Annotated in this window: 15 protein-coding genes; 7 read left to right on the top strand and 8 right to left on the bottom strand. The window is 67.2% G+C overall.

Translation table 11 applies throughout. From position 1 onward, the window contains the following. Window positions 1–181: 181 nt before the first annotated feature. The 3 genes from ACERLL_RS08675 to ACERLL_RS08685 form a co-directional block, all read right to left on the bottom strand. Window positions 182–1,180: an inorganic phosphate transporter gene (locus ACERLL_RS08675; RefSeq protein ID WP_373655682.1), complete on the bottom strand. Its 999-nt coding sequence runs from the start codon at window positions 1,178–1,180 to the stop codon at window positions 182–184. A gap of 126 nt (window positions 1,181–1,306) precedes the next feature. Continuing rightward, window positions 1,307–2,329, bottom strand: a complete 1,023-nt coding sequence (locus tag ACERLL_RS08680) for a hypothetical protein (protein WP_373655683.1) — start codon at window positions 2,327–2,329, stop codon at window positions 1,307–1,309. 283 nt (window positions 2,330–2,612) lie between these two features. Beyond that, window positions 2,613–4,100: a multidrug effflux MFS transporter gene (locus tag ACERLL_RS08685; protein ID WP_373655684.1), complete on the bottom strand. Its 1,488-nt coding sequence runs from the start codon at window positions 4,098–4,100 to the stop codon at window positions 2,613–2,615. A gap of 438 nt (window positions 4,101–4,538) precedes the next feature. Between ACERLL_RS08685 and ACERLL_RS08690 the strand changes: the two genes are divergently transcribed. The 3 genes from ACERLL_RS08690 to ACERLL_RS08700 all read left to right on the top strand — a co-directional run bounded on the left by ACERLL_RS08690 (window position 4,539) and on the right by ACERLL_RS08700 (window position 8,026). Further along, window positions 4,539–6,626 carry a hybrid sensor histidine kinase/response regulator gene (locus tag ACERLL_RS08690; RefSeq protein WP_373655685.1) on the top strand — a complete coding sequence of 696 codons (2,088 nt, stop codon included), beginning with the start codon at window positions 4,539–4,541 and terminating at the stop codon, window positions 6,624–6,626. A gap of 230 nt (window positions 6,627–6,856) precedes the next feature. Beyond that, window positions 6,857–7,021 carry a hypothetical protein gene (locus tag ACERLL_RS08695; protein ID WP_373655686.1) on the top strand — a complete coding sequence of 55 codons (165 nt, stop codon included), beginning with the start codon at window positions 6,857–6,859 and terminating at the stop codon, window positions 7,019–7,021. Window positions 7,022–7,696: 675 nt separating this feature from the next. Next, complete coding sequence (locus ACERLL_RS08700; protein ID WP_373655687.1) at window positions 7,697–8,026, top strand: hypothetical protein; 330 nt, start codon at window positions 7,697–7,699, stop codon at window positions 8,024–8,026. A 15-nt stretch (window positions 8,027–8,041) separates the two neighbouring features. Here the strand turns inward: ACERLL_RS08700 and ACERLL_RS08705 are convergent, their stop codons facing one another. The 4 genes from ACERLL_RS08705 to ACERLL_RS08720 form a co-directional block, all read right to left on the bottom strand. Further along, a complete protein-coding gene (locus tag ACERLL_RS08705; protein ID WP_373655688.1) occupies window positions 8,042–10,174 on the bottom strand; it encodes a PAS domain-containing sensor histidine kinase in 2,133 nt (710 codons plus the stop codon). Between the two features lie 260 nt (window positions 10,175–10,434). Continuing rightward, window positions 10,435–12,345 (bottom strand): S8 family serine peptidase, encoded by a 1,911-nt coding sequence (locus ACERLL_RS08710; protein ID WP_373655689.1) that lies wholly within the window; start codon window positions 12,343–12,345, stop codon window positions 10,435–10,437. Window positions 12,346–12,347: 2 nt separating this feature from the next. Continuing rightward, on the bottom strand, window positions 12,348–12,764 hold the full coding sequence (locus tag ACERLL_RS08715; RefSeq protein WP_373655690.1) for a hypothetical protein: 417 nt from the start codon (window positions 12,762–12,764) through the stop codon (window positions 12,348–12,350). A gap of 128 nt (window positions 12,765–12,892) precedes the next feature. Further along, a complete protein-coding gene (locus ACERLL_RS08720) occupies window positions 12,893–14,989 on the bottom strand; it encodes a PAS domain-containing sensor histidine kinase (protein WP_373655691.1) in 2,097 nt (698 codons plus the stop codon). A gap of 416 nt (window positions 14,990–15,405) precedes the next feature. Here ACERLL_RS08720 and ACERLL_RS08725 point away from each other — a divergent pair, with 416 nt between their 5' ends. Then, the gene (locus ACERLL_RS08725; protein WP_373655692.1) at window positions 15,406–15,732 is read left to right on the top strand and encodes a hypothetical protein; all 327 of its coding nucleotides are present in this window, start codon (window positions 15,406–15,408) and stop codon (window positions 15,730–15,732) included. Window positions 15,733–15,913: 181 nt separating this feature from the next. Here ACERLL_RS08725 and ACERLL_RS08730 read toward each other — a convergent pair whose 3' ends face one another. Continuing rightward, window positions 15,914–16,162, bottom strand: coding sequence for a hypothetical protein (locus tag ACERLL_RS08730; protein WP_373655693.1), 249 nt, complete (start codon window positions 16,160–16,162; stop codon window positions 15,914–15,916). 426 nt (window positions 16,163–16,588) lie between these two features. Here ACERLL_RS08730 and ACERLL_RS08735 point away from each other — a divergent pair, with 426 nt between their 5' ends. The 3 genes from ACERLL_RS08735 (at window position 16,589) to ACERLL_RS08745 (ending at window position 22,714) form a co-directional block, all read left to right on the top strand. Further along, window positions 16,589–16,816: a hypothetical protein gene (locus tag ACERLL_RS08735; RefSeq protein ID WP_373655694.1), complete on the top strand. Its 228-nt coding sequence runs from the start codon at window positions 16,589–16,591 to the stop codon at window positions 16,814–16,816. A gap of 740 nt (window positions 16,817–17,556) precedes the next feature. Beyond that, entirely contained in the window at window positions 17,557–20,460 is a 2,904-nt protein-coding gene (locus tag ACERLL_RS08740) for a CheR family methyltransferase (protein WP_373655695.1), read from the top strand. After that, window positions 20,450–22,714, top strand: a complete 2,265-nt coding sequence (locus ACERLL_RS08745) for a GAF domain-containing protein (RefSeq protein WP_373655696.1) — start codon at window positions 20,450–20,452, stop codon at window positions 22,712–22,714. The genes ACERLL_RS08740 and ACERLL_RS08745 overlap by 11 nt, the downstream gene beginning before the upstream one ends. The last annotated feature ends 275 nt before the right edge of the window (window positions 22,715–22,989 follow it).

A 22,989-nucleotide genomic window follows, 5' to 3' on the forward strand; every position in this document is an offset into this window, starting at 1 on the left:
CCGGCCTGTCCGTCCCCGGTATCCGCCCGGACCCAAAAGCCCCAGGCGGCATATGCCTTATGGCAACCGACTGTACTCGTTGGGGGACAGGGATGGCAACCGGCACCTCCGGGGATGCGTCCTCGCGGGGCTCGGATGTCGAGGCCGGCGGACAGAGTCCGCCGGACACCGCCCGGGCCCCTCAGAGCCAGCCCGCGGCGGCGGCCCCGCTGAACAGGAGGTAGGAGGGCAGGAAGGCAATGATCGGGGAGCCGGTCCAGGTGAGGATGATGCGGGCCGTGGTGGCCCGGCTGAAGCGGGCTTCCTCCGCCTGGTCGCCGTCGTTGCGCGAGGCCCGGCCCCAGCCGAGGCCGATGACGCAGGTGACGGCGGTGATCGCCAGGCTGGCGGGGATGCCGCCGTAGCTGAGCAGGGTGATGATGGTGGCGGCGATGACCATGGTGAGCAGGGCGCCCACCACCGAGAGATCGGTGATCTCCACGCCCACGGTGCGCATGGTGCGGGGCCCGAACAGGAAGCCCCCCGCCGCCATGGCGGTGGCCGCGAGCAGGATCGCCGGACTCATGGCCAGGCTTCCGGCGCCAACGAGAGGCGCCACGGCGTTGGCCACGTTGGAGGCCCCCGCCGAGAAGCCCATGTAGCAGGCCCCCAGGATCAGCAGGGGCGGGAGCGCCGACCGGCGCAGGCGTCCGGACTCGTTGAGCCACCGCTTGAGCGGACGGTACCAGTACCGCCCCACGAAACCGGATATCAGCAGCGCCAGCAGCGGCGAAACCAGCCACCAGCTCACCACCACGCCGAGGGTCTCCCAGTTGAGCACGCCGAGCGCCGCGCCCACCCCGGCAACCGCGCCCACCGCCGTCTCGCTGGTGCTGACCGAAACCGCCCGGAGGTTGCCGAACAGGATACCGAGGCCGGTGAACAGGAGCACCGCCGTGGCCACCGGCAGGGTCATGACCTCCTCCGGGACGAACTTGGTGCCCAGGGTTTCCACCACGTGGGGACCCACCAAGTAGCCGCCCAGCAGAACCGAGGGAACCATGAGGACGCCCGCCGCGCGAGGCGAAATGATGCCGCTTCCGGTGGCCGGCCCGAAGGATTCCCCGATGGAGGAGCCGCCCGAGTTGACGCCCGCGAACACGGCGGTTCCCAGGCCCAGGAAAAGCAGAAGGATCTCCATGAATGCCCTGACAGGTTGCGAAGCCAGCGCGGAAGCCTATCAGGGCTTCATGAAAAATTTAAATAACTATATGCGATTTTTCTATAACCAAGAGTAATGGATGTCCGGGTTGTCCCCGGACAGGGGCTACCAGAGCACGGCCCCCCGGACGAAGGGTCCGTAGGAGCCCTGTTGCAGGCCGTCGGGCTGGCGCTGGTAATAGTTGGGCTCGCCACCGCTCAGGACGAATTCGGCGTTCTCCACGGTGATGATGGTGGCCGTGGAGACCTCCAGCCCCACGGCGAAGCCGTAGGCGATTCCCATGGGTGCTTCGTCGAGCCGATTCCCGGCATAGTAGCCCCAGCGGAAGGAGCCGAATACGCCGAACCCGTAGAGCGGCTCGGAGTCGGGCTCCAGGCCGGTATCCTCAGTGATCTGCCGGGTATAGATGTCATCCGTGGGGGTGATTCTTCCCACACCCGCCACGCCGTTGGTTCCAATATCCTCGAGCCCCAGGAAACCGGAATCCAGATGGCCTTCCATGACCGCTTCGAGCGGATCGTAGCGGGAGTAGAAGCCGAATATCTCGTATTCCGCCGCCGGGTCGATGTATTCCACCGACTGGTCGAGGCTGACGAAGGGATTCTCATCTTCGTAGTTCACCTCCATTCTCACCGGTGTGGTCCATTTGACGTAGCCGATCCCGGAGTGGCGGGCCACCCAGTTATCCGCCCAGTACACGGCATAGAGCTGGAAGTCCTCCTCGAAGTCGCCCGCCCGGGTCTCGTAGTCCAAGTCGTCGTCATCCTTGCCGCCCGTCTCTTCGATGGTGCCCGTTATCTTCCCCCTCTGAACGGTCATACCCAGGTCCCCGAAACCGGCGCGCACTGCGAATTGGCGGTAGTCGTCCATCTTGTCGTCCAGGTCCAGGGTGGCGCCGACGAAGAAGTTGTCCCCGGCCGCCAGGGTCAGGTCCACCACCCGGTGGGTGGCGGCGTCGTATTCCACCTCTTCCGAGTCGGAGAACCAGGTCAGGTTCTTCAAGCCCAGGGAGGTGAAGAGGTGTCCGGATTCCGCCGCCTGAGCGGCGGGGAGGGAAAGGGCCATCCACCCGGTCAGCAGGGCGAGCGGCGCGATTCGGCGAAATAAACGGTTCCGGCTGTTTCCCATGAAGCTCCCTCCGGCCCGGGGTTCCGGGCGTGCCTTTTCCTGCGTGTCCGGGTTCGGTCCCGGAGGCGGGACCGGCGGCAGATCCCACTGTCCGCCGGGCGTGCGCGAGCGGGACAAGCTTAGAGGGGCTCGGGAGAAATGGCATCCCCCAAATGCGGTATGTGGCGTTTTTTAAGCGGCGTGCCGGGTAAGCGGGAAGGTGGGGTGGGTGCCCGCGGATAGCGCGGGACCGTTGGCGCGACGGCCATTCCGGTCCCGTATCCCCGCCGCTCGGTGCGCCTGTTCAGGCCCCGCTGGGTGCGGGCAGCGGAGGCCCTGCGGGGACTTCCTCCGCGGACGACATACCGGTTTCTCGGTCGGGTGCCGGCGCCTCCGAATTTTTTCCGGAGGCGCTCGGCGGCACTCCTCCATCGGTATTGAACCGGGCCGCTTGCGGGACCGGTCCCCGTTCGGCACGGAGGATCGACCAGCCATCCGCGTGCCGGAGCTCCGCGGCCGGGCGGGCGGCAATGCGGAAGCACGGCGCGCTTCCCGACAGACCTCCAGAGCCGGGCATGGTCTCCGCCCCGTTCCCGCGCGTCTCCGTCTCGGCATGACGCCGCGCAACGGCATGCGGCGCGTTCCAGGCCAGTAGCAGCGCCATCCCCGAGCACGCGGCCATGACAAGGACCATGGCATCCAGGTCGCCCGCCACCAGCAGCGAGGAGAATCCGCTGATGATTCCCGCCACGCTGAACTTCAGGGCGCCGAGCAGCGCCGTGGCCGTGGCGGCGATATCCCGGAAGAAGTCGAGCACCAGGGTGAAGATGTTCGGCATCCCGGCCCCGAAGGTGCCCATGGCCAGCAGCAGACCCGGCAGGAACAGCTCCAGAGTGGCTCCTGCCTGGGTGACCGCCAGCAGGTAGAGGGTGGCCAGGGCCTGGAGACCTACCGCGGCGCGGAGGATGGCCGCCGGCCCGAAGTGGCGGAGCAGCCGGTTGTTCAGCAGGTTGAAGCCCGCCATGGCCCCCACGGTGGCGCCCATGAGCAGGGAGAAGGTGGCCGGGGAGAGCCGGAACTTCTCCTGGAATACGAAGGAGGCATGGGTCAGGAACAGCATGTTCACGCTGAATACGAGCGCGAGGATGATCAGGAGCCGCATGGCGGTTCCGTGACCCAGGACCCACCGATAGTCGGTGACCAGGGTATGCAGCGGCTTGCTCCGGTCCGGCTGCACCGGGTAGCTCCGGAACAGCGTCCGGCGCAGCACCAGCTTGACCGCGACGGCATAGGCGGCCATCAAGGTGAATATCCCCGGCCATCCGGCCAGCTTGAGGAGGCCGGTTCCCAGCAGCGGAGCAATGGCCGGTACCAGGAAGGTGACCAGGGCGATGAGGCTGAACAGACGCGCCCCCTCCTCTCCGCTGGCATGGTCCCGGGCGATGGCCGGCGCGCTCACGAGGCAGAATCCCGCGCCTACCGACTGCAGAATCCGCCATCCCAGCAGCCATGCGTAGGAGTCCGTCGCGGAGATGGCCAGACTCCCGCTCACGAAGAGCCCCAGGCCGCTGTACATGACCGCGGGGCGCCCGTAGCGGTCCGAAAGGGGGCCGCCGATCAGGTGGCCGAGGGCCAGACCGAGAAGGAAGATGCTCACGATCAGACCCACGTCCTGGACGGAGACGCCCAGCGAATGGGCCATGGCCGGAAAGGCCGGAAGACTCGCGTCCAGGGCCAGTGGGCTGACCGCGATGGAACCGCCGAGCAGCAAACCGAGACGCCAATGCTGCAATTCGTCCCCCCTCTGGAGCGGATTGCGCGAGGTGCGCGGAGGCCCCCGCGGTGGAAAACCGGAAAAGGATGCGGGAACAAGCCCCTAGAATGGTCCGGGGCCGACAGTAGATTCGCCGGGATTCCCCGTAAGGCCTTTTCCCTACATCCCTAGGGAAAATAATAAGCGGAGAGAATTCCCGGCCGGCCCGGAAAAATTCGTTTGCGGAATAGGAGGCGGGCGTTGGCGGTTATGCTGGAAGGATGTGGGGGAGTGGGCTTCCGATGGGGGAGGCCGCGGCAGCAATTGGGGCTGCCTCTTATGCGCATCGAGATCGTCAGGTAATACGCTCGGGAATCAAGCGAATGGGCTACGCCGTTTTTCGGGGCTCCCCGGCCGTGCGATAGCCTGTCCAATGGGGAGTACTGCGAATCCCCCCGCATGGGGATAGGAGCCGTCATGGGAAATGATCGCGCCACCGCTTCCCGGATTCTCTCCCGACATTCCGGGACCCCGGACGAGGAGCCCGCTCCCGAGGAGCTCCGCGCGCGCCTGACCCAGCAGGTGGTGGTGGCGGAGCTGGGGGAAATGGGCCTGCGTGGCGAGTCCCTGGAAGCCCTGTTCCGGGAGACGGTGATCGTCCTCGCGGAAGTCCTGGAGGTGGCCTACACCAAGATCCTGAGGAACGAGCCCCGTTCGGGCACGGCCCGGCTCATCGCGGGCGTGGGCTGGGAGGAAGGGCTGGAGGGGGAAGCGGTGGTCTCCACCGGCCTGGAGTCCCAGGCGGGCTACACCCTGCTGTGCGATGAGCCGGTCATCGTTGCCGATCTGCGGTCGGAGACCCGCTTCAGCGGTCCGCCCCTGCTCCATGAGCACGGCGTGGTCAGCGGCATGAGCGTGGTCATTCAAGGGCATCAGGGACCCTACGGAGTGCTCGGTGTCCATTCCCGGGAGCCCCGGGAATTCACCGGCTATGATGTGAGCTTCCTGAAGGCGGTGGCCAATGTGCTGGGGGCCAGCATCCAGCGGACGGCCATGGAGGGCGCGCTGCGTCGGAGCGAGGGCACATTTCACGAGACCTTCACCCATGCCGGCATGGGGATCGCCATTCTGGATCTGGACGGCCGCCTCCTGGAGGTCAACCCCGCGTACGCAGGGCTGCTGCGTTACCGTCAGGACGAGCTCATGGACGGCACGCATACGGTCCAGCAGCTGATCCACCCGGAGGATTGGCCCGCAACCGAGGCGGCCATGGCCAGGCTCCGGGATGGAGAAGTGCCTTTCTACTCCATGGAGAAGCGCGTCCGGCACAAGGACGGTGGACTCATATGGGTGCAGGTCACGGTAACCGTCCGCCCGGGTGACGATGGGCATGACCGCCAGCTCATCGCCATCGTCGAGGACATCACCAAGCGCCGGGAAGCGGAGGAGGCCATGGTGGAGGCGGATCGGCGCAAGGACGAATTCCTGTCCATGCTTGGCCACGAGCTCCGCAATCCCCTGACCCCCATAGCCACCATGGGGGAAGTGCTGTCCGCGCATAGGGACCGGATGGACCCCGAGCGGCTGGATCAGGCGGCCGCAACCATCAAGCGCCAGAGTACCCACCTGACCCGGATCGTCGACGATCTGCTGGATCTCAATCGCATCAAGACCGGGCGGATCACCCTGAAGAAGGAGCGGGTGGACCTGCGGGGCTGCGCCCAACAGGCCGTGGAGTCCGTGTCCGCGGCCGCGCGGGACAAACGGCACGAACTGACGGTGGAGCTGCCCGACCAGCCCCTCGCGGCGACGGGGGACGCGGTGCGCCTGACGCAGATTCTCGCCAACCTCCTGGACAACGCCGTCAAATACACCGATCCGGGAGGAAACATCCGGCTGGTGGGCGATCGGGAGAACGGCCGAATCCGTTTCCGTGTCCGGGACGACGGCCGGGGCGTTTCCCCCGAGCACCTGGCCCGGCTGTTCGATGACTTCGATAGAGGAGGCTTGCGCAGCACGGGGCCCAAGGGGCTTGGGCTGGGCCTGGCCGTGGTGCGGCGGCTGGTGGATCTCCACGATGGGGAGGTGGAGGCCCATAGCGAGGGCGTGGGCCGGGGCAGCGAATTCCTCGTTCGCTTCCCGGCGGCGGACTCCCCGGAGGAGGACCGCCAGCCGGAGTCCCGCGGCACGGCTCCCGGAGGTGCCCGGGAGGTGCTGGTGGTGGAGGACGATATGGACGTGGCGCGCTCCCTCTCCTTTCTCCTGGAAAGCATGGGCTACCAGACCCGGCACGTGGCCTCCGGAGAGCAAGCCTTCGACGCGGTGCGGGAGATATCCCCGGGAATGGTGCTCATCGATATCGGGCTTCCGGATCTGTCGGGGTTCGAGGTGGCCCGCAAGCTGCGGAGTCGTCTCGGGGGAGCTCCCCTGGTGGCCCTGACGGGGCACTCGCGCGCCCAATTCCCCGAGGAATCCGTCACGGTTTTCGACGAGTACCTGCTCAAACCGCCCACCGCGCGAATATTGCAGAAGACGCTGGAGCGGATGGAGAGCGCGCAGTCCTGAAGGCCGCCGTGTCCTTCCCCGGCTCGTGCGGCGGCGCGCTCCCCCTCCCCCTTCGTCCGCGCGCTCCACTCCCGTCCCGCAGGGCGCCCCCCATCAGGACATGCCAAAGCCGATCGCGGTGACCACGCACCAGTCGAAGGGATTTTCCCGATCCCGCCTCTGCAAGGCGAAAGCGGCGGCAACGGCGAGTCCAATCCGGTATAGGATCCATACGCGGGAGGCCCGGTCCGATGGACATTACGGAATATCCCGACGAGGATCGCCAGGCGGTGGCCGAATTCCTGCGCGCCGAGGCGATCCGCCTGAACCGCGCGTCGCTGGAGGAAGGTTCGGAAGCATTCGGGAACCGCGCCGAGATGCTGCGGCACCTGGCGGACGAGGTGGAGCCCGAGTAGCGGGATCGGGCGTGCCTTGCGGAATGGAGCGGGTCGGGGGGGACGGGCCGTAAACGGAAAGGCCCCGCCAGCACAGGGGGGAAGCCGGCGGGGCCGTGGCCGATGAGGAGCAATGGTGGGCCGCCGGCGCGGGCCTCGCAATAACTCTTATCAGCTAAGCCGAAAGGTGTAGCAACGCCGATCCGGGACGAATGCCGCGCCGTAAGCCCGGAAGAGAAAAGCCCCGCCGGCAGGGAGAAGGGAATCCGGCGGGGCATCAGGGTGATGGCACTCTACAATGCGTCGGGATGCATGGGTATCGCTGAAACGGCATATCCCGCCCCGCACCTCTGGTCCGCAGTTCGGCATACGCCTGTTCGGTATCCGGGGTACGGGCTCCGGGTAATGGCGCTCGGTGCTGCAGGTTACGGGCGTGTATTGTTGGGTCGCCGACTGCATTGGGGGGCGGCCCCATGTTGTTGCCGCCAAGCCGAATCGGTCATTTTCTCGCCGGTTATTGCTTAGCGGTGCCAATGTGCGGCATTACTGTAAAAAGAAGGGGCGCTCCCTGGAACAGAGGGGGTTCCTTTTGTGGAATATGCAACAGGGAGTGGGGGATTATCCCTGAATAGGGAATGAAAGAAAGGCACGTCAGGGCATATAATTCACACCGTTTCCCGAGGAAAAGGGGCGGCCATGGAGCCCAGGAATCTCCCGCAGATCCCCGAAGAATTCATGGACCTCGTGCGTAGGCTCCGGTTTACCCGGGAGGGGATCGGCGAGGACGTGGATCCCCATTCGGAAGAGGCGGCGCAGCAAAGTACCGGTCCCCCCATTCTGTGCAACCGCTTCGAGCTCGACAAAGAGCGCGCCGAGCAGTTGCAGGCCTTCTTCCAGGATTATGCCGGGCGCATCCTGGAGAAGCCCGCCGATCCGACGCGCGGCCGGATGATCCTCATGCCGCGGAAATTCCACCCCGTGGACGGCGACTACTACGTGGAGTTCGAGGCCCTCTCCTTCCTGTAAGCGCCCGGCGCCCGCCTACCCCTCCTCCGCGATCGGAAGCGTGAAACGGAACGTGGCTCCGCCTTCGCGGCCGCTCTCCGCCCAGAGCTTACCCTCGTGCGTTTCGATGATGGAAAGACTGATCCGCAGTCCCATGCCCATTCCCTCCGGCTTCGAGGTGAAATAGGCCTCGAAGATGCGCTCCAGATCCGTGTTCGACAGGCCGGGCCCGTTGTCGGAAACGGCGACCTGGGCCGTGTCCGGGTCCCGCAGCCGGGCTTCGAGCAGGATGCGGCCGGTTCCCTTCCGGGAATCGGATTCGGCCAGGGCCTCGGCGGCATTGCGGATCAGGTTCAGCACCACCTGCTTGATGAGGGTGGGCTCGCCGTAAACCGGAGGCAGCGACGGCGCCAGGGCCGTTTCCAGACGCGCCCCCTTGGCCGCGATCTCCAGGTGCGTCAGCTCGCTAACCTCTTCCAGCACCGCGTTCAGGTCCAGGGTCCGCCATTGGGTCCAGTCCTTGCGCAGATAGGCCCGCAGCCGATTGATCACTTCCCCGGTGCGCAGGGCCTGATCCTGCATCTGGCTCAGAATCTCGCGCACCTTGTCGTAATTGGGCTCGGATCGGTCCAGGTAGTTGCGGGCTGCCTGGCTGCCGGCGGTAATGGCGGCCAGGGGCTGGTTGAGCTCATGGGTGAGCTGGGTGGCCATCTCCCCGGCTGTGCTCAGGCGAGCCGCATGGGCAAGCTCCCCCAGGCGCTTGCGGGCCAGCTCTTCCGCCTCTTTCCGCTGGCTCAGGTCGTGGGCGATGAGGGAGTACCAGGCCACCGCGCCGGAGGAATCGTAGTGGGCGAGGATCACCTGGGTGGCGGGCCGCTCGGTTCCGTCGGGGCAGAGGAAGGGGGCCTCGCCCTGCCAGACGCCCTGCTCCCGGGCGGCGGGCAGCACCTCGCCGCGGATCCAATCCCGGAGCCGGGGCGGATAGAGCTCGACCAGCGAGCGGCCCGCCAGGGGCGATTCCTCCGGAATGCCGAGCATCTCCCGGCTGGCCGCGTTCAGGTACAGAGGCCGGGCCTCCGGGTCCGCCAGGGCCACCGGATCGGGGGCGGCGTCCAGCAGGGCGAGCAGGCGATCGCGGGTCTCGGTGGCCTCCCACATGGCGGTTACGTCGGTAACGAAGCCCTCCAGGTGCGGCCCGGTTTCCCCGGGGTAGGTGACCGCCCGGCCGCGCTCCCATACCCATCGCATGCGTCCCTCGGCATCGAGTATCCGGTAGGTGGCTTCGTAGGACCGCTCCTCTGCGACGGCATCCGCAATGGCGGTGCGTATCCGCTCGCGGTCATCCGCATGCACGAGGCCGGCGAAGGCGTTCTCCGTGCGCATCAGCGCATCCGGCTCGAAGCCGGTGACCTCGCGGCTGCCCTCGCTCACATATTCCAGAGGCCAGGATTGGGCGTTGCGGCTCCGGAAGACCATGCCGGGCAGGTTGCCGAGAAGCGCCCGCAGGGAATGCTCCCGGGCGCGAAGCGCTCGCCAAAGCGGCGATACCGCCCCGAGATAGGTGCCGGCACCGATCAGACCCAGAACCACGCCGCACAAGCCCGTCAGCCAGCCCGCCTGCCAGTAGGGCCGTTGTAGGGTGGCCAGGTCCTCCTTAACGACGATGCCCCGCTCCAGCCAGGGCAGGGGCTGAAAGGCGGCGAGCACCGGCTTCCCCTGGTAGTCCAACGTCCGGATTACTCCGGATTGCCCCGCCAGGGCCCGTTCCATGGCCTCGGATTTGCGCCCCTTCTCCGGTACCGCTAGGGGTGCCTCCGGATCGGCGGCGCGCTGGCGGAAGGTCAGGAGGAGGAAATCGCCGAAGTGACGTCCCAGGAGGAATTCCCCGCTCTTGCCGATTCCGGGATAGCTGCGGAGGGCCTGCCGGATCTGGTAGCGGGTGGCCTCCACCGGATTAAAACGGTGATTCAGCTCCTCGGGGGGATATTGCCGGTTGTAGGCGGCATTGGTGGCGATCATCCGGGTCTGGCTGGTCAGTATGTCCTCCAGACGGTCCCGGGTTTCGGCCAGGGCGGTGGTATAGAGGAAATAGATGCCCAGAATGCTGGCGAGCACCGGGAGCAGCACGAAGAGCGCGGCGAGCAAATAGCGGCTTGCCCGTTCTTTCACGGGAGGAACCTTCGCGGACTCGGGATGGCTTCCGGTCGTAATCGGGAGTGCGGAAGCGAGGGTGTCTGGATCGTTGGCCGGGGGTGAAAGGATTAGACCGTCAAAAGCGCCAAGGTTTCACGCCATTTGCCGGAATACCGCCTCCGGTATTGCCGGGATCCCGTGGGCTCCGGGGATGCGGGCGCGGCAAGGAGGGAGACCGGAAACGCGGGGTGAAGGCGGGTTTTCCCGGGATCGGAAAGCGGGCGGGGAAACGGCGCTCAGGGGTCGGAGGGTGGCTCCGGGTGGGGGGGTCCGCGGAGACGGCGGGCCCGAAGGAGCAGGATCCCTCCGGCCCAGGCCACCAGCAGAGGCAGCACGGGATCCTTGCCGCCGGCCGGATAGGGGGCGAGGGCGCAGCCGCCGCCTCCACCGCCGTTAGAGCCGCCCCCGGTTTCCGAGCCGGAGACGGAGCGGATCCGGTCCAGGCTGCCCTTGGCATCGATGACCGCCCCCGTTGCCGTGTAGTCCTCCAGGCCGGCGATCTGCCGGCCGCCGTCGAGAATGGCGTTCCGGAGGGCAGACGGTTCGGCCCCCGGCTCGGCGGCCCGCAGCAGGGCCGCCAGCCCCGCGACAAAAGGCGTGGCCATGGAGGTACCATTCATGCGTGCCACCGTGGTCGTTCCCCGCAGGCTCTTGCGCACGCGGACGGGGAAGGCCGCCACGCCGCTGTCCGTAACCGAGCTGTCGGAGCGGAAGTGTAAGGCAAGGGTGCATGCGTCGCCGAGACAGTCCCCCAGGCCGGCGTCGAGCTCCCAGCCGGAGCGATTCCCGGACAAACGGAAATCCGGGTTCCCCGAGGAATCCACTGGATCCCCCCGACCGGGGGCGTGCCAGCTCTCCAGGTAATCGGTGTTGCGCTCCGTGTCCAGGTTGACGGAGAGGCTGTATCCCGCCCCCAGGAGGTTCGGGTCGGACAGATCCACCGTCCTGGTGGCCTGGTCGTCGAGGTCGTTCGCATAGCTTCCGGTGCCCGTGCAGGTGCCGCCCGGAAGGGTGAGCGCCTTCTTGTACCAATGGCCCAGGGCGCACCACTCCGTGCCCCAGTCGCCTTCCATGGACCAGGTGCCCGGGTCCAGGTCGGTGAAGGGCCCGGACACGCTGCTCAGGATACTGGTGCCCGGCGCGGCGATGTCCACATCCTCGGAACCGTGATTGGAAAAGGAGGTGCGCTGGAAATTGGCGTCCACGGCGGCGATGCACAGCAGATTCGGGTTGTCGAAGCTGCACGGGTAGTGGGGGCGGATCGAAAGGTCGCTGCCGGCGTTGCCGGCGGCTGCCACCACCAGGACGCCGTGCTCCCCGGCGTAGCCGATGGCGTCTTTCTGGGCCTGGTCGAAGTAGGAGCCGCCCAGGCTCATGTTGATGATGTCCGCGCCGTGGTCCACGGCCCAGTAAATGGACTGCGTGACGGTGGAGGTGGTGCCGCCGCCCGGACCCAGCGCCCGCAGCGCCATGACGCGGGCCCGCCAGCAAACCCCTGTGGTGCCCGTGCCGTTATCGCCGCCGGCGGCGATGATCCCGGCCACGTGGGTGCCGTGGATCAGGCCGTCGGTGGCCATGGGGTCCTCGTCCTCGTCGTAGAAATCGTATCCATGGTTCGGGGCCTGCCCGCCGCCGTCCCACATATTCCCCGCCAGGTCGGCATGGGCGTAGTTGATGCCCGTATCTATGACCGCCACCGTCACCGTGGAGCAGTCGGTGCGCTGCTCCCAGGCTGCCTCCGCGTTGATGTCGAAGTCCGGATTGGCGGAATTGACTAGCGCCCACTGGTCGTCCAGGCGGGGATCATCCGGCAGTCGGCTGGGGTAGAAGCGGTAATTGGGCTGGGCGGCCACCACCTCCTGCTGGGCCTCGTACAGGGCCACCGCATCGCGGACCGACTGTCCCTTCCCCAGCTTGATGCGCTGGTAGGCGCCATGGGCCTCCCCGTCCGTCACGAGCATCCCGCCATGGGCGGCCACGGTCCGGTCCTGCGCCGCGGGGGAGGTCGCCTCCCGGAACCGCACCAGCACCTCGTCGGGCGCGTACCGGCCGGGACCGGAGGAAACGGCCGCGGCGGCCGGCGCGGGCTGAGGGGACAGAGGAGATAGTACGAGGGCGCAGGCGCACAGGAGAAACCGACGGAGCATGCCTAGGGCAGCTCCTGGCGGGAAGGCTCCGGAGGATCGGCATGGTAGCGGAATTCCGGCTGTACCGACTCCGCGGCCGGCAGCGGCGCCAGGGCTTCGCGTAGGGCCTCCAGACCCGGATCGGGGTGCAGCTCGACGCGGACGGAAGGGCCGTAGAGGTCCTTCCACGCCCGCAGACCGAGGTCGGATAGCGCCTTGCGGATGGGCGCGGCGGAGTGGCCGGACGCCACCTGGATGAGATAGACGCCGCGGCTTTCCGCCCGCGGAGGCTCGCCGGCCCGGAGAGGGCTGCATAAGAGCAGAAGCGCCGCCCACCCCAGCAGGAGGATCAGCCGGGCCGACGAGAGAACGGGATGGGTTCCGCCGCCGTGGGCTGGATGCGTGTCAGCAGAAGCGTCTGAAGCCTTCCCCCCGGACACGGATTCCCCCTCTTGACCCCGGTGCTATGCCCGGCTGGGACAACGCGGCGACATGCCGCGATTCGCTGTCCGGGAGGATACCCGACCACCCCCGCCTTTGCCAGGAGGATGTCCCGGGGTGCCCTGGATCAGTGCCCCGCTTCCCGTACCGGCAGGGTGAATCGGAAGGTGGCGCCGCCTTCGCGCCCGGATTCCGCCCGGAGGGTGCTGCCGTGCTGCTCCAGGATGGAGCGGCTGATGCGCAGTCCCATGCCCATGCCTCCCGTCTTGGAGGTCCAGAACGGGGTGAATACCACTTCCGGGTCCGCGCCGAGCCCGGGCCCGGTGTCGTGGACAGCCATCTCCACGCCTCCCGGGCGTCGGCGGGTTTCCAGGATGATGCGCCGCGGCCGGTCAGGATCCGCCAGCTCCCCCAGGGCCTCCGCGGCGTTGCGCAGGAGGTTCAGGGCCACCTGCTGGATGAGAATGGCACAGCCCCAGACCGGGGGCAGGTCCTCCCCCCAGCGGGCTTCCAGCTCCGCTCCGTGGGCCTCCAGCTCCAATCCGGCAAGGATCAGTACCTCCTCCAGGACGGCGTTGAAATCGAAGTTGTCCCATTGGCAGCCGGGCTGGCGGACGAAATCGCGTACGCGGCGAACGAGCTGGGCGGCATGCCGCGCCTGGTGGTCCAACCGTTCCAGGGCTTCCCGGACGGGGGGCGGGGCATCTTCCGCCAGGAGGCTGCGGGCGATGCTGCTGTAGTTGCGGACCGCGGTGAGGGGCTGGTGAAGCTCGTGCGCCATCTGGGTGGCCATCTCGCCCATGGTGCTGATTCTCGCCACATGGGCGAGCTCCAGCAAACGGCGCCAGGCGGTCTCCTCGGCGCGCCTCTGCTCGGTGATGTCGCGGACGGTGGCCTTCAGCCAGACGCGGCCGTCTAGCTCCATCCGGGTGAGCTGGACGGTGGCCGGAAAGAGCGTTCCGTCAAGGCGGCGATGGGTCCACTCGAAGAAGTGCCCCCCGCTTTCCAGGGCCATGTCGATCAGCTCGCGGGCCTTGGCCGCCGAGGAACGGCCGTCGGGCTGCCGTACGGGGGAGAGCGCCTCGGGGTCCAGGGCCGTGATATCGGCTTCCTCCCGGGCGCCGAACATGGCGAGGGTGGCCGGATTGGCGGCGGTGAACCGGCTGTTAGAGGCATCCCAGATCATGATGGCGTCGCGGGAGCGCTCATAGAGGGCGCGGTAGCGGGCCTCGCTCTCCTGGAGGGCCGATTCCGCCCGCTTGAAGGCGGTGATATCCAGGGAGACGCCCACATATCCCAGCGGCTCGCCCGCGGAGTCCCGCAGCTTGGTGTTCACCACCCGGGCAGGGAACCGGGTGCCGTCCTTGCGGCGCACCGCGTACTCGCCATCCCAGGAGCCCTGCTCGTCCACCACCCGCATGATGGCCCGGGCCTCCGTCTCCGAGACCTCCGGCACGGTGACCTCGAAGATGGACCGGCCCAGCACCTCCTTCGCCCGCCACTGGTAAAGGTGCTCCGCATGGCGATTCCAGAAGGTGATCCGCATATCGGTGTCGGTGGCGATTACCGCGCTGCAAACCTGGTCGAGGAGCAGGCCCAAGCATTCGCCGTCGCCTGCCGGGCTCCGCCGGCCCGGATGGGCGTGGGGAATCGCCGTTTTACCGCTTTCGGCAACCCGGGGCCGGAAGCTCTCCTCCGGCACGGCCCGCCTTTCCGGAAGCGGGCGGCGGGCCAGGGAAAGGGCAAAGGCGATGCCCAGCTGATTCGCGAACGCAAGGTCCTCCGCGGTGAACGGGGAGCCGTCGGTTCTTTCCGGAAGGTAGATGCGCCCCTCGCCGTCCCGGGGGAGTAGCAGGGGGAGGGCGAGCAGGGAGCCCGGGGAGGGGGATTGCCGAGCCGCCCGGGCGGAGCCGGGGCCGGCATTCAGTCGCTCCGGAGAAAGGACCTCGGCCTCCGGAAGCGGTGCGTGGAGTATCCCCGGGTCGCGCAGGAGCCCGGGAAGGCCGGCGGCGGCCGAGGCGGCTCCGGCCTGGATGCATTCATCGGCCCGGTCCGGGTCGTCCACGAAAAGGAGAACCCCGCAGGGCACTGCGAGCCGCTCTACGATCAGCTCCAACCCCCGCCGGCAGGCACGCCGTTCGTCGTCTTCCCGGGCAACCCGGGCGCGAAGCTCCCGGGCTGCCGCATCGAGGTACAGGAGGGCATCGGCGCCGCTGGAGCCCATGAAGCCGTTGCCTCTGATGGAAAAGGTCCTCCGGGGCGGACCGGACAGGACCGGAAATCCCGTTCGGGGAACCGAATACGGGTACAGATTCGGCTCATTGCATCGGGAAACTTCCCGGCGGGCGCAAGGGCCGTATCGACCATATCCCGATTCCCGAAATACCGCTATAAAAGTGCGTCCCGGGGATTCCCCTGTCAATAACCATTCCGCTCCTTTTCAGCGGGGCGGAGCGCTCCCGCGCGGTTCCGGAAATTTTTGGCGGTCGCCCGTGGCAAGGTCACCGCTACCGGAGGTGGGCGCGAAAATCGTCGGTCTATGCCGCGGCGTTCCCGTGAGGGGTCGCCCTAGTCTCGGGAGAATCATCACTCCGGTACGCTGAAACCGTACGTATTATTTTCTACTTCCAGGGGGGGAGAATGGCCCAAGGAGAGCTAGCCCGGATTCCCGAGGGGATAATGGGGCAGATCGAGCAGCTGGGCGACGGTCGTCAAGGAGTGGGCCAGCATTGCGACAATACCCCCGCGGAGGCGGCGCAGAGCACCAGCCCGCCCCTCATTTGCGGGGAGATCCAGCCAAGCGACGAACAGGCGCGGGAGCTCCAGCAGTTCTTTCAGAAATACCGGGATGCGGCGGTGGAAAAGCCCCGGGACGGTGTGCGGGGGCGCATGATCGTGGCCCCGCGCAAGTGCGAGCGGCTGGACGGGAGCTTCTATGTGGAGCTCGAGGCCCTGGCTTTCCTGTAGGGATCTGCCGGGTCCGCGGGATCCATGGAAGCTGCATGGGGCCGGGGGACGGCTCCGGACCGGCCGGAGGGAAAGGCGCCGGGAAGGGGCATATGGCGCGCCCCTGGCGCTTGCTTATAGGGTCTAACGGGGTGCATGGGTGCGGACGCAGGGGGGCTGCCCCGTGCCCGGACGTCGGTGCCTACTGGCTTTGGGAATCTCCCGTCAGTCCGTTGGCACGCTTCCGCAAGGCGTGCTCTCCCAGCTCGCTGAGGCGGATGCCGCTGCCGCTGGGCTCGGCCAGCTTGCGCTCCAGCAGGGAGGCCAGCTCATCGAAGATCTCCTGTTTGGTACAGCAATCGACATGGGCCAGTGATTCCTGGATATCCGCGATGGACCTTCCCTCGCCCAGCATCAATAAAATCCGGTACTCGGTGACCGTCATCTCCACTTCGGCTCCCCCTTTGGGCCGACCCTGAGCACGCAAGCTCCCGCCCTCTACTATGAAGTGATCCGGTGTACAGGCAGTTCCCGATGTAAGTAAGGGCTTACCCTATGCGTTTTTCGACGTAATGGGAAGGGGGGCCCGAAGGAAAAAGTCTTTCCGCTCGGGCCGCTGTCCTTCACCGTTGATTTTCTTCGCTATATCGCTTTCAGGAATGCGGGGGCCGCTACGGGGTCTCAATGGAAAGGGCGCGGCAAGCGGGCACGCCCTCGCGGCCTCCGGACGTGTCCGGCCGCCAATCCCGTCCGGCTTCCGGGAATCGAAGCCGTGATTCCGTATTTACCTTCCTCGCTGTCCTTTCATTGATAGCCCGCCGGGATGGCGCACCTTGCCCTGTCCCGCGGGAACTCCCCCGAGGACCGGAGGTACCCCATGTCCACCGACGAGCGAATCGAGATCCACGTCTTTCTGGACCAGACCGATCCGACGCCCGGGTGGGTAGGCAAGGCCTACAGCCGGGCGGACAACGGCGAGCTGGAGCCTCTGCCGCCCCTGGAGGGTGTGCTGCTTTCCTCCAAGGACCCCGAGGAAGCCCGATCGCGGGCTTCGGAGCATTTCTCCGTGGCGCCCGAACGGGTGGAGGTGATCCTGGGATGCTGAAGGGCCCGGGGGAGGCCGGGATGGGGACATCGAATGCGGCCGGTACATGCCGCGAGCTCCACGGAGCCGGATCGAGGGGGGACCTGTGGGTAACCGTGGAAGCATGTATTGTTACCCGTTCCCCATCCCGATTACAAGGCCCGCACCAGCATCCATTCCACGTTGCCGTGCAGGTCGCAGGGTGGAAAGGACTCCCCCTTCGAAAGCGGAATTTTCTTGTGGCAGGGACAGCTGCTTTTGTACACCCCGCCCTGGCGGCAGTCACGACCGGTATTGGTCCCGCTTTCAATACCCATTATTCATCCTCTAGGGTGAAAAGCTTCCTTTCCAGCTTCCCGATCGGCGGGGACGCGCTCAATTAGAAAATCTCCCTAATCGGTTTTTCGCAGGTTCGGAAGCGGGGGCCAGATCAGTTTCCGGGGGGAATGAAGCGCTTCGGGGAGAGGCGGTCTTCCATCCCTGTTCGACTGCGGAAATGCTGGCGCGCGATGAGGCGGCTGCGGCCGCGGCCGGGCTGCAGGGCGGCCCGGCGGGGCAGTTGTCCTCCGGAGGGCGGTGGGGGCAGAATCTTATCGGTTTTCGGACTTGCGATTCCGCGGCCTGGCGTGCAGGGAACGGGTCCCCTTTTCCCGATTCAGGAGGGAAAAGGGCGAATTTCCGGTCGAAAGGGGCACTAGGGGAAGCGGAGCAAACCACGGCCCCGGAGCGCCGGGGCCGGCATTTTTGGGAGCAGATCGCCAATGGCGGAGCCGCCTGAGGGTCACGACCAGCAACCCAGCCCCATGGTCATCGGGGTGGGAGCCTCGGCAGGTGGACTGGAGCCCTTTTTCGGTCTTCTGGATCATTTCGAAGCCGACTCCCGATTCGCCCTGGTATTCCTCCAGCATCGCTCGGCCGCTCCGGGGGCGGATCAGCTGCTTTCCCTGCTGGAACGGCACACCCGCATGGCGGTGGAGGCCGTGGAGGAAGGCCGGTTCCTGCGCGGCGGCCGCATCTACGTGGCCCCGGCGGGCAAGGACGTGGCCCTGGACGGCGCCCGGTTCCTGGTGCTCGATCCGCTCGCGGAGCGCGCCCTTCACCATCCCATCGACATCTTCTTCCGTTCCCTGGCGGAGGCCTGGGGAAGCCGGGCCATCGGCGTGCTGCTTTCCGGCACCGGAGCGGACGGCTCCGAGGGCCTGACGGCCATCCGGGGGGAGGGCGGGGTAACCTTCGCCCAGGAAGCGGCGACGGCGCAGTACCCGGACATGCCCCGCAACGCCGTCGACGCCGGAGCGGCGGATTTCATCCTGGCCCCGGAGGAGATCGGCAGACGGCTGCACCGGTTCGGCGGAAAAGAAATGGCCCCTCCGCTGGCCTCGGTGCCGGAAGGGGAGGAGCTGGCCAAGATCCTCATGCTGCTCCGGCATTACAGCGGAACGGACTTTTCCTACTACAAGCTGGCCACCATCCGGCGCCGGGTGGAGCGGCGCATGGCCCTCAACCGGGTGGAGCAGCTTTCGGAGTACGTCCGCATCCTGGAGGAGGAGACCAAGGAGCTGGAGGTCCTGTACAAGGAGATCCTCATCCGGGTTACCTCCTTCTTCCGCGATGCCGGGGTTTTCCGGGCCCTGAAGGATATGGTCCTCCCGCGCCTCCTGGCGGAAAAGGGGCCCGGCGATGACCTGCGCATCTGGGTGCCCGCCTGCTCCTCCGGCGAGGAGGCCTTCTCCCTCGCCATGGTGGTGACCGAATTCCTGGAGGAGCGGGACCAGTCCCGGCGTGTGCAGATCTTCGCCACGGATCTCGATCCTTCCTCCGTGGCCCAGGGGCGCGAGGGCCGCTATCCGGCGGCCATCGCCCAGGACGTCTCCCCGGAGCGCCTGGAGCGGTTCTTCACCCTGGAGGAGAACGGGGAGACCTATCGGGTCGCCGATTCGCTGCGGGAAATGTGCGTCTTTGCCGTTCAGAACCTGGTGAACGATCCGCCCTTTTCCCGGCTGGACCTGATCAGCTGCCGGAACCTGCTCATCTATATGGGGGACGAGCTCAAGGAGCGTCTCCTGAGTACCTTCCACTACGCCCTCAATCCCGCCGGGCTGCTGATCCTGGGCAGCTCGGAAAGCGTGGGGGATCAGTCCAACCTGTTCAGCGTGGTGGACAAGCAGCAGCATATCTTCCACAAGAAGGGCGCCTCCACGCCGGGCAGCCTCAGCTTCTCGCGGCGTCCCTTCGCGGTCCCCGCCCCCGAACGGCCCCAATATCCCGCTAAGGGCCGTACCCGGAGCCTGAAGGAGGTGGTGGACGAGCTGGTGCTCGACGAGTACGCCCCGCCCGGCGTGGTGGTGAACCGGGATATGGACGTGCTCCTGTTCCGGGGACGGACCGGCGACTATCTGGAGCCGCCCCCGGGGGAGCCCTCCGGCAGAGTCACCAAGATGGCCCGGGAAGGCCTGCTCATGGATCTGCATTCCCTGGTTCAGGAGGCCTTCCGGGAGAAGCGGCCCGGGGTCCGCGAGCGGGTGCGGCTGCGGGGCGATCAGGGGGCCCGGGAAGTGGATCTGGAAGCGGTGCCGCTGACCAGTCCGGCCTCCGGGGAAGGGGTGGTCCTGGTGCTGTTCCGGGAATCCGCGCCGAAATCCGCGGACCCGGGGATGGCGGAGCCACCTTCTCCCGGGGAGGAGAGCCGGATCCGCGAGCTGGAGCACGAGCTGGCGGCCACCAAGGAGTACCTGCAGGCCACCATCGAGGCCCTGGAGGCTTCCAACGAGGAGCTCCAATCCACCAACGAGGAGCTGCAGTCCACCAACGAAGAGCTCCAGTCCACGAGCGAGGAGCTGGAGACTTCCAACGAGGAACTAAAGGCCACGAATGAGGCCCTAGTTGAAGCAGACCGGGTCAAGGAACGGCGCCTGGCGGAGGCCGATCAGGCCCAGGCGGATCTGTTCAATCTGCTCAAGACCCTGGGTACGCCCGTGGCCATCGTGGATGAAGATCTGTTCATCACCCGCATCTCCCCGGGTATCGCTCCCCCGCAGCCCCTCCATTCCGGCCTGGAAGGCCAATCCCTGGAAGCGCTGAGCGGCCTGTTTCCCGAGGTGGACGTAACCGCGCTCACCCGACGGGTCATGGAGCTGGGCGACGGCATCGAGCAGGAGGTGGAGGACGCGCTTGGCCGCTGGTTCCTCCTGCGCATCCATCCCTATATCGATCGGGATCGCCGGCTCACGGGGGTGGTGCTGACCCTGGAGGATATCGGCTCCCTCAAGCGGAGCGCGCAGGAGACCCTGGCCGCCCGGAATTACGCGCAGTTCCTCATGGACGCGCTGCCCCTGCCGATCCTCATCCTGGAAAAGAATTTCGTGGTAGTTTCCGTCAATGCCCGTTTCCGCGCCGCATTCGGGGTAACCTCGGAGGAAGTCGTGGGCGGATACCTGCACCGCCTGGGGGGCGGGGAGTGGGACAGGCCGGATCTGCGCCGCACGCTGGAAGACCTCGCCGTTCAGGGCGGGGAGGTCATGGGACTGGAGGTGGCGGAGGGGTTCGAGCCGTACGGTATCGCATCCATGACGCTGGGGGCGTACCTTCTGGAAGGATCGGAGGGGCAGCCGTCGCGGCTGCTCCTGGTCGTCCAGCAAATCACGGAGACCGACAGTGCGGGGTGACCGGAAGAGCGAGCAGGACCTCCCGCCCGGCTCGGAGCAGCAGGAGCAGCGGCCGGAGTCGGCCCTGGGGAGTACCGACTTCAGCACCTGGTCCCGCGAGGACCTGATCGCCCGGCTCCGCCACCTGGAGGCGGATCTGGCGGCCGAATCCTCTCCCGAGGACTACCGGCGCATGCTCTACGAGCTCCAGGTCCACCAGATCGAGCTGGAGATGCAGAACCGGGAGATGCGCGAGCTGCGGAGCCAGCTCGAGGATTCCCGGGACCTGTACGTGGACCTCTACGACTCCGCCCCCGTGGCCTACCTGACCCTGAACCGGGAGGGCCTGATCCGTTCCATCAACCTCACCGGCGCCGAGCTGCTGCGCTGGGAGCGCGAGAGCCTGAGCGAGAAGCCCTTCTCCGGATTCCTGCGCCCCGATCACGTGCCCGGGTTCTTCAGCTACCTGCGGGAGCTGCTGCGGGAGGGCCACGCCCGCCCCATCGAGGTGTGCCTCGGACCGCCGGGCGGTGCTCCCAGAACGGTGAAAGTGGAGGGCGCCCAGGCCGTCTCCCCCCGGGACGGCGAAACCGTGGCCCGGCTGATCCTCACCGACGTCACGGAGGTCAAGGAAACGGAGGCCCTGCAGCGCCGCGTCAACCGCGCCCTGCGCGCCCTGAGCCGTGTCCAGGACGCCGCGCGTGCGGCGCAGAGCTGCCGCTGCCTCATGGACCAGGTCTGCCGCTTCCTGAACGAGGATGCGGGGTATGCCCTCGCCTGGGTGGGGGAGCCGGTGACGGACGGAACCGGCTCGGTGCGGATCCTGGGGGCCAGTGGGGCCACCGGCTATCTGGACCGGGTCATCGGCGAGATCCGCTGGACACCCGATGACCAGGGCGGCCGGGGCCCCTTCGGCCGGGCGGTGCAGACCCGCGAGCCGGTCATCAGCAACTCCGTGGGCACGGACCCCTCCTTTGCGCCGTGGCGGGAGCGCGCCCTGACTCATAACCTGAACGCGGTCGCCGGCATACCCCTGGTGGAGGGCGACAGGGCCCTCGGCGTGCTCGGCCTCTACGCTGAGGATGCGGAGTCCTTCGACGACGAGGAGATGCAGTGGCTGACCCGGGTGGCGGACGAGGTGGCCACCGCCTGGATCTCCCTGCGCCATCGGGAGGAGCGGTGCAAGGCCGAGGAGGAGCGCAACCGGCTGGTGGAGATCCTCGAGGCCACCCCGGACTTCGTGGCCATCGCCACGGCCGACGAGCGGGTCGTCTACTGGAACGCCGGCGCCTACGAGGTGCTGGGCTACGACCCGGAGAACTACCGTCCGGAGGAGCATGTGGTCCGGGACCACTTCCCGCGCTGGGCGTACGAGTGCCTGACCACCGAAGTGCTCCCCCTGGTCCGGGAGCGGGGCGTCTGGCGCGGCGAGACGGCCTTTCTGAGCCGGGACGGCCGGGAAGTGCCGGTGAATCAGGTGATCCTGGCCCATTACGGGCCGGAGGGGGAGTTGGAATACTACTCCACCATCGCCCACGACCTGAGCACCTTCAAGCGCCAGCGCGCCGAGCTGGAGCGCAGCCGCCGGCTCATGGCCCTCGGCGAGCTGGGCTCGGTGCTGGCCCACCAGCTCAACCAGCCGCTCACGGCGGCGCTGACCTTCGCCGAGGGCACCCTGCAGCGGTTCGACAGACTGGAGGAGGTGCCCGCCGGCCTGCGCGAGGGCCTGGAGCAGATCCGCGTCCAGGTGGAGAAGGCGGGCGGCATCGTCCGCGACCTGCGCAACTTCCTGCGCGGCGGATCGCCCCATTTCCAGCGCGTGGACCTCAATGCCCTGGTGCAGACGGTGGGTCCGCGCCTGGAGATGGGCCGGGAGACCCTGGTGCCCTGCCTGGAGCAGCATCTGGCCGACGACCTGCCGTACGTTTCCGCCGACCCCACCCTGGTCCAGGAATGCCTCCAGAACCTGGTGAACAACGCCACCGAGGCCATGGAGGACCAGGCGGCGCCGGTGGTCCATATCACCACCGAGTCCCGGGCGGATGGGCTCGTGGAGGTCCGGGTGCGGGACTCGGGGGGAGGGCTTCCCGAGCCCATGCAGGAGAACCTGGACCGGCCCCTGTACACCACCAAGCCCGGCGGCCTGGGGCTCGGCGTGGCCATCTGCCGCTCGGTGATCGAGGCCCACGACGGCAACCTGTGGGCCACCCCCAACGAGCCGGAGCCCGGAACCACCTTCCACTTCACCCTGAAGGCCGCGGATCGCGACGCCTGAGCGGGGATACGGATACAGCCCCGAGGGTGTGCGGAAAAGCCGGAGTGGAATGCTGGGTTTTATGCATATTTTTGGATACAGTGGGGGAGAACCGGTTCACGGGTCTGGACCGTTTTCCGGAACCGGCGGCCACCCGTTCGGCCCGCCGGTCGTCTGATGTGTAGAGCGTAATGGAAGCGAGTCCCGCGGGGGGAGGTGCTTGGCATGATCCATCCGGATGCGCGGGGTAACGGCGGGTCAAGAGGGGAAACCGCGGAGCTCCGGGGGAGCTTGGG

Origin of the sequence: Thiohalorhabdus sp. Cl-TMA (genome assembly GCF_041821045.1) — a bacterium.
In the GTDB taxonomy this organism is placed as follows: Bacteria; Pseudomonadota; Gammaproteobacteria; order Thiohalorhabdales; family Thiohalorhabdaceae; genus Thiohalorhabdus; species Thiohalorhabdus methylotropha.

What these genes read in the sequence shown, in the direction of transcription:
- ACERLL_RS08675 (WP_373655682.1), bottom strand. Translation starts at nt 1,180, where the DNA reads ATGGAGATCCTTCTGCTTTTCCTGGGCCTGGGAACCGCCGTGTTCGCG.
- ACERLL_RS08680 (WP_373655683.1), bottom strand. Translation starts at nt 2,329, where the DNA reads ATGGGAAACAGCCGGAACCGTTTATTTCGCCGAATCGCGCCGCTCGCC.
- ACERLL_RS08690 (WP_373655685.1), top strand. Translation starts at nt 4,539, where the DNA reads ATGGGAAATGATCGCGCCACCGCTTCCCGGATTCTCTCCCGACATTCC.
- ACERLL_RS08695 (WP_373655686.1), top strand. Translation starts at nt 6,857, where the DNA reads ATGGACATTACGGAATATCCCGACGAGGATCGCCAGGCGGTGGCCGAA.
- ACERLL_RS08700 (WP_373655687.1), top strand. Translation starts at nt 7,697, where the DNA reads ATGGAGCCCAGGAATCTCCCGCAGATCCCCGAAGAATTCATGGACCTC.
- ACERLL_RS08710 (WP_373655689.1), bottom strand. Translation starts at nt 12,345, where the DNA reads ATGCTCCGTCGGTTTCTCCTGTGCGCCTGCGCCCTCGTACTATCTCCT.
- ACERLL_RS08720 (WP_373655691.1), bottom strand. Translation starts at nt 14,989, where the DNA reads ATGGGCTCCAGCGGCGCCGATGCCCTCCTGTACCTCGATGCGGCAGCC.
- ACERLL_RS08725 (WP_373655692.1), top strand. Translation starts at nt 15,406, where the DNA reads ATGGCCCAAGGAGAGCTAGCCCGGATTCCCGAGGGGATAATGGGGCAG.
- ACERLL_RS08735 (WP_373655694.1), top strand. Translation starts at nt 16,589, where the DNA reads ATGTCCACCGACGAGCGAATCGAGATCCACGTCTTTCTGGACCAGACC.
- ACERLL_RS08740 (WP_373655695.1), top strand. Translation starts at nt 17,557, where the DNA reads ATGGCGGAGCCGCCTGAGGGTCACGACCAGCAACCCAGCCCCATGGTC.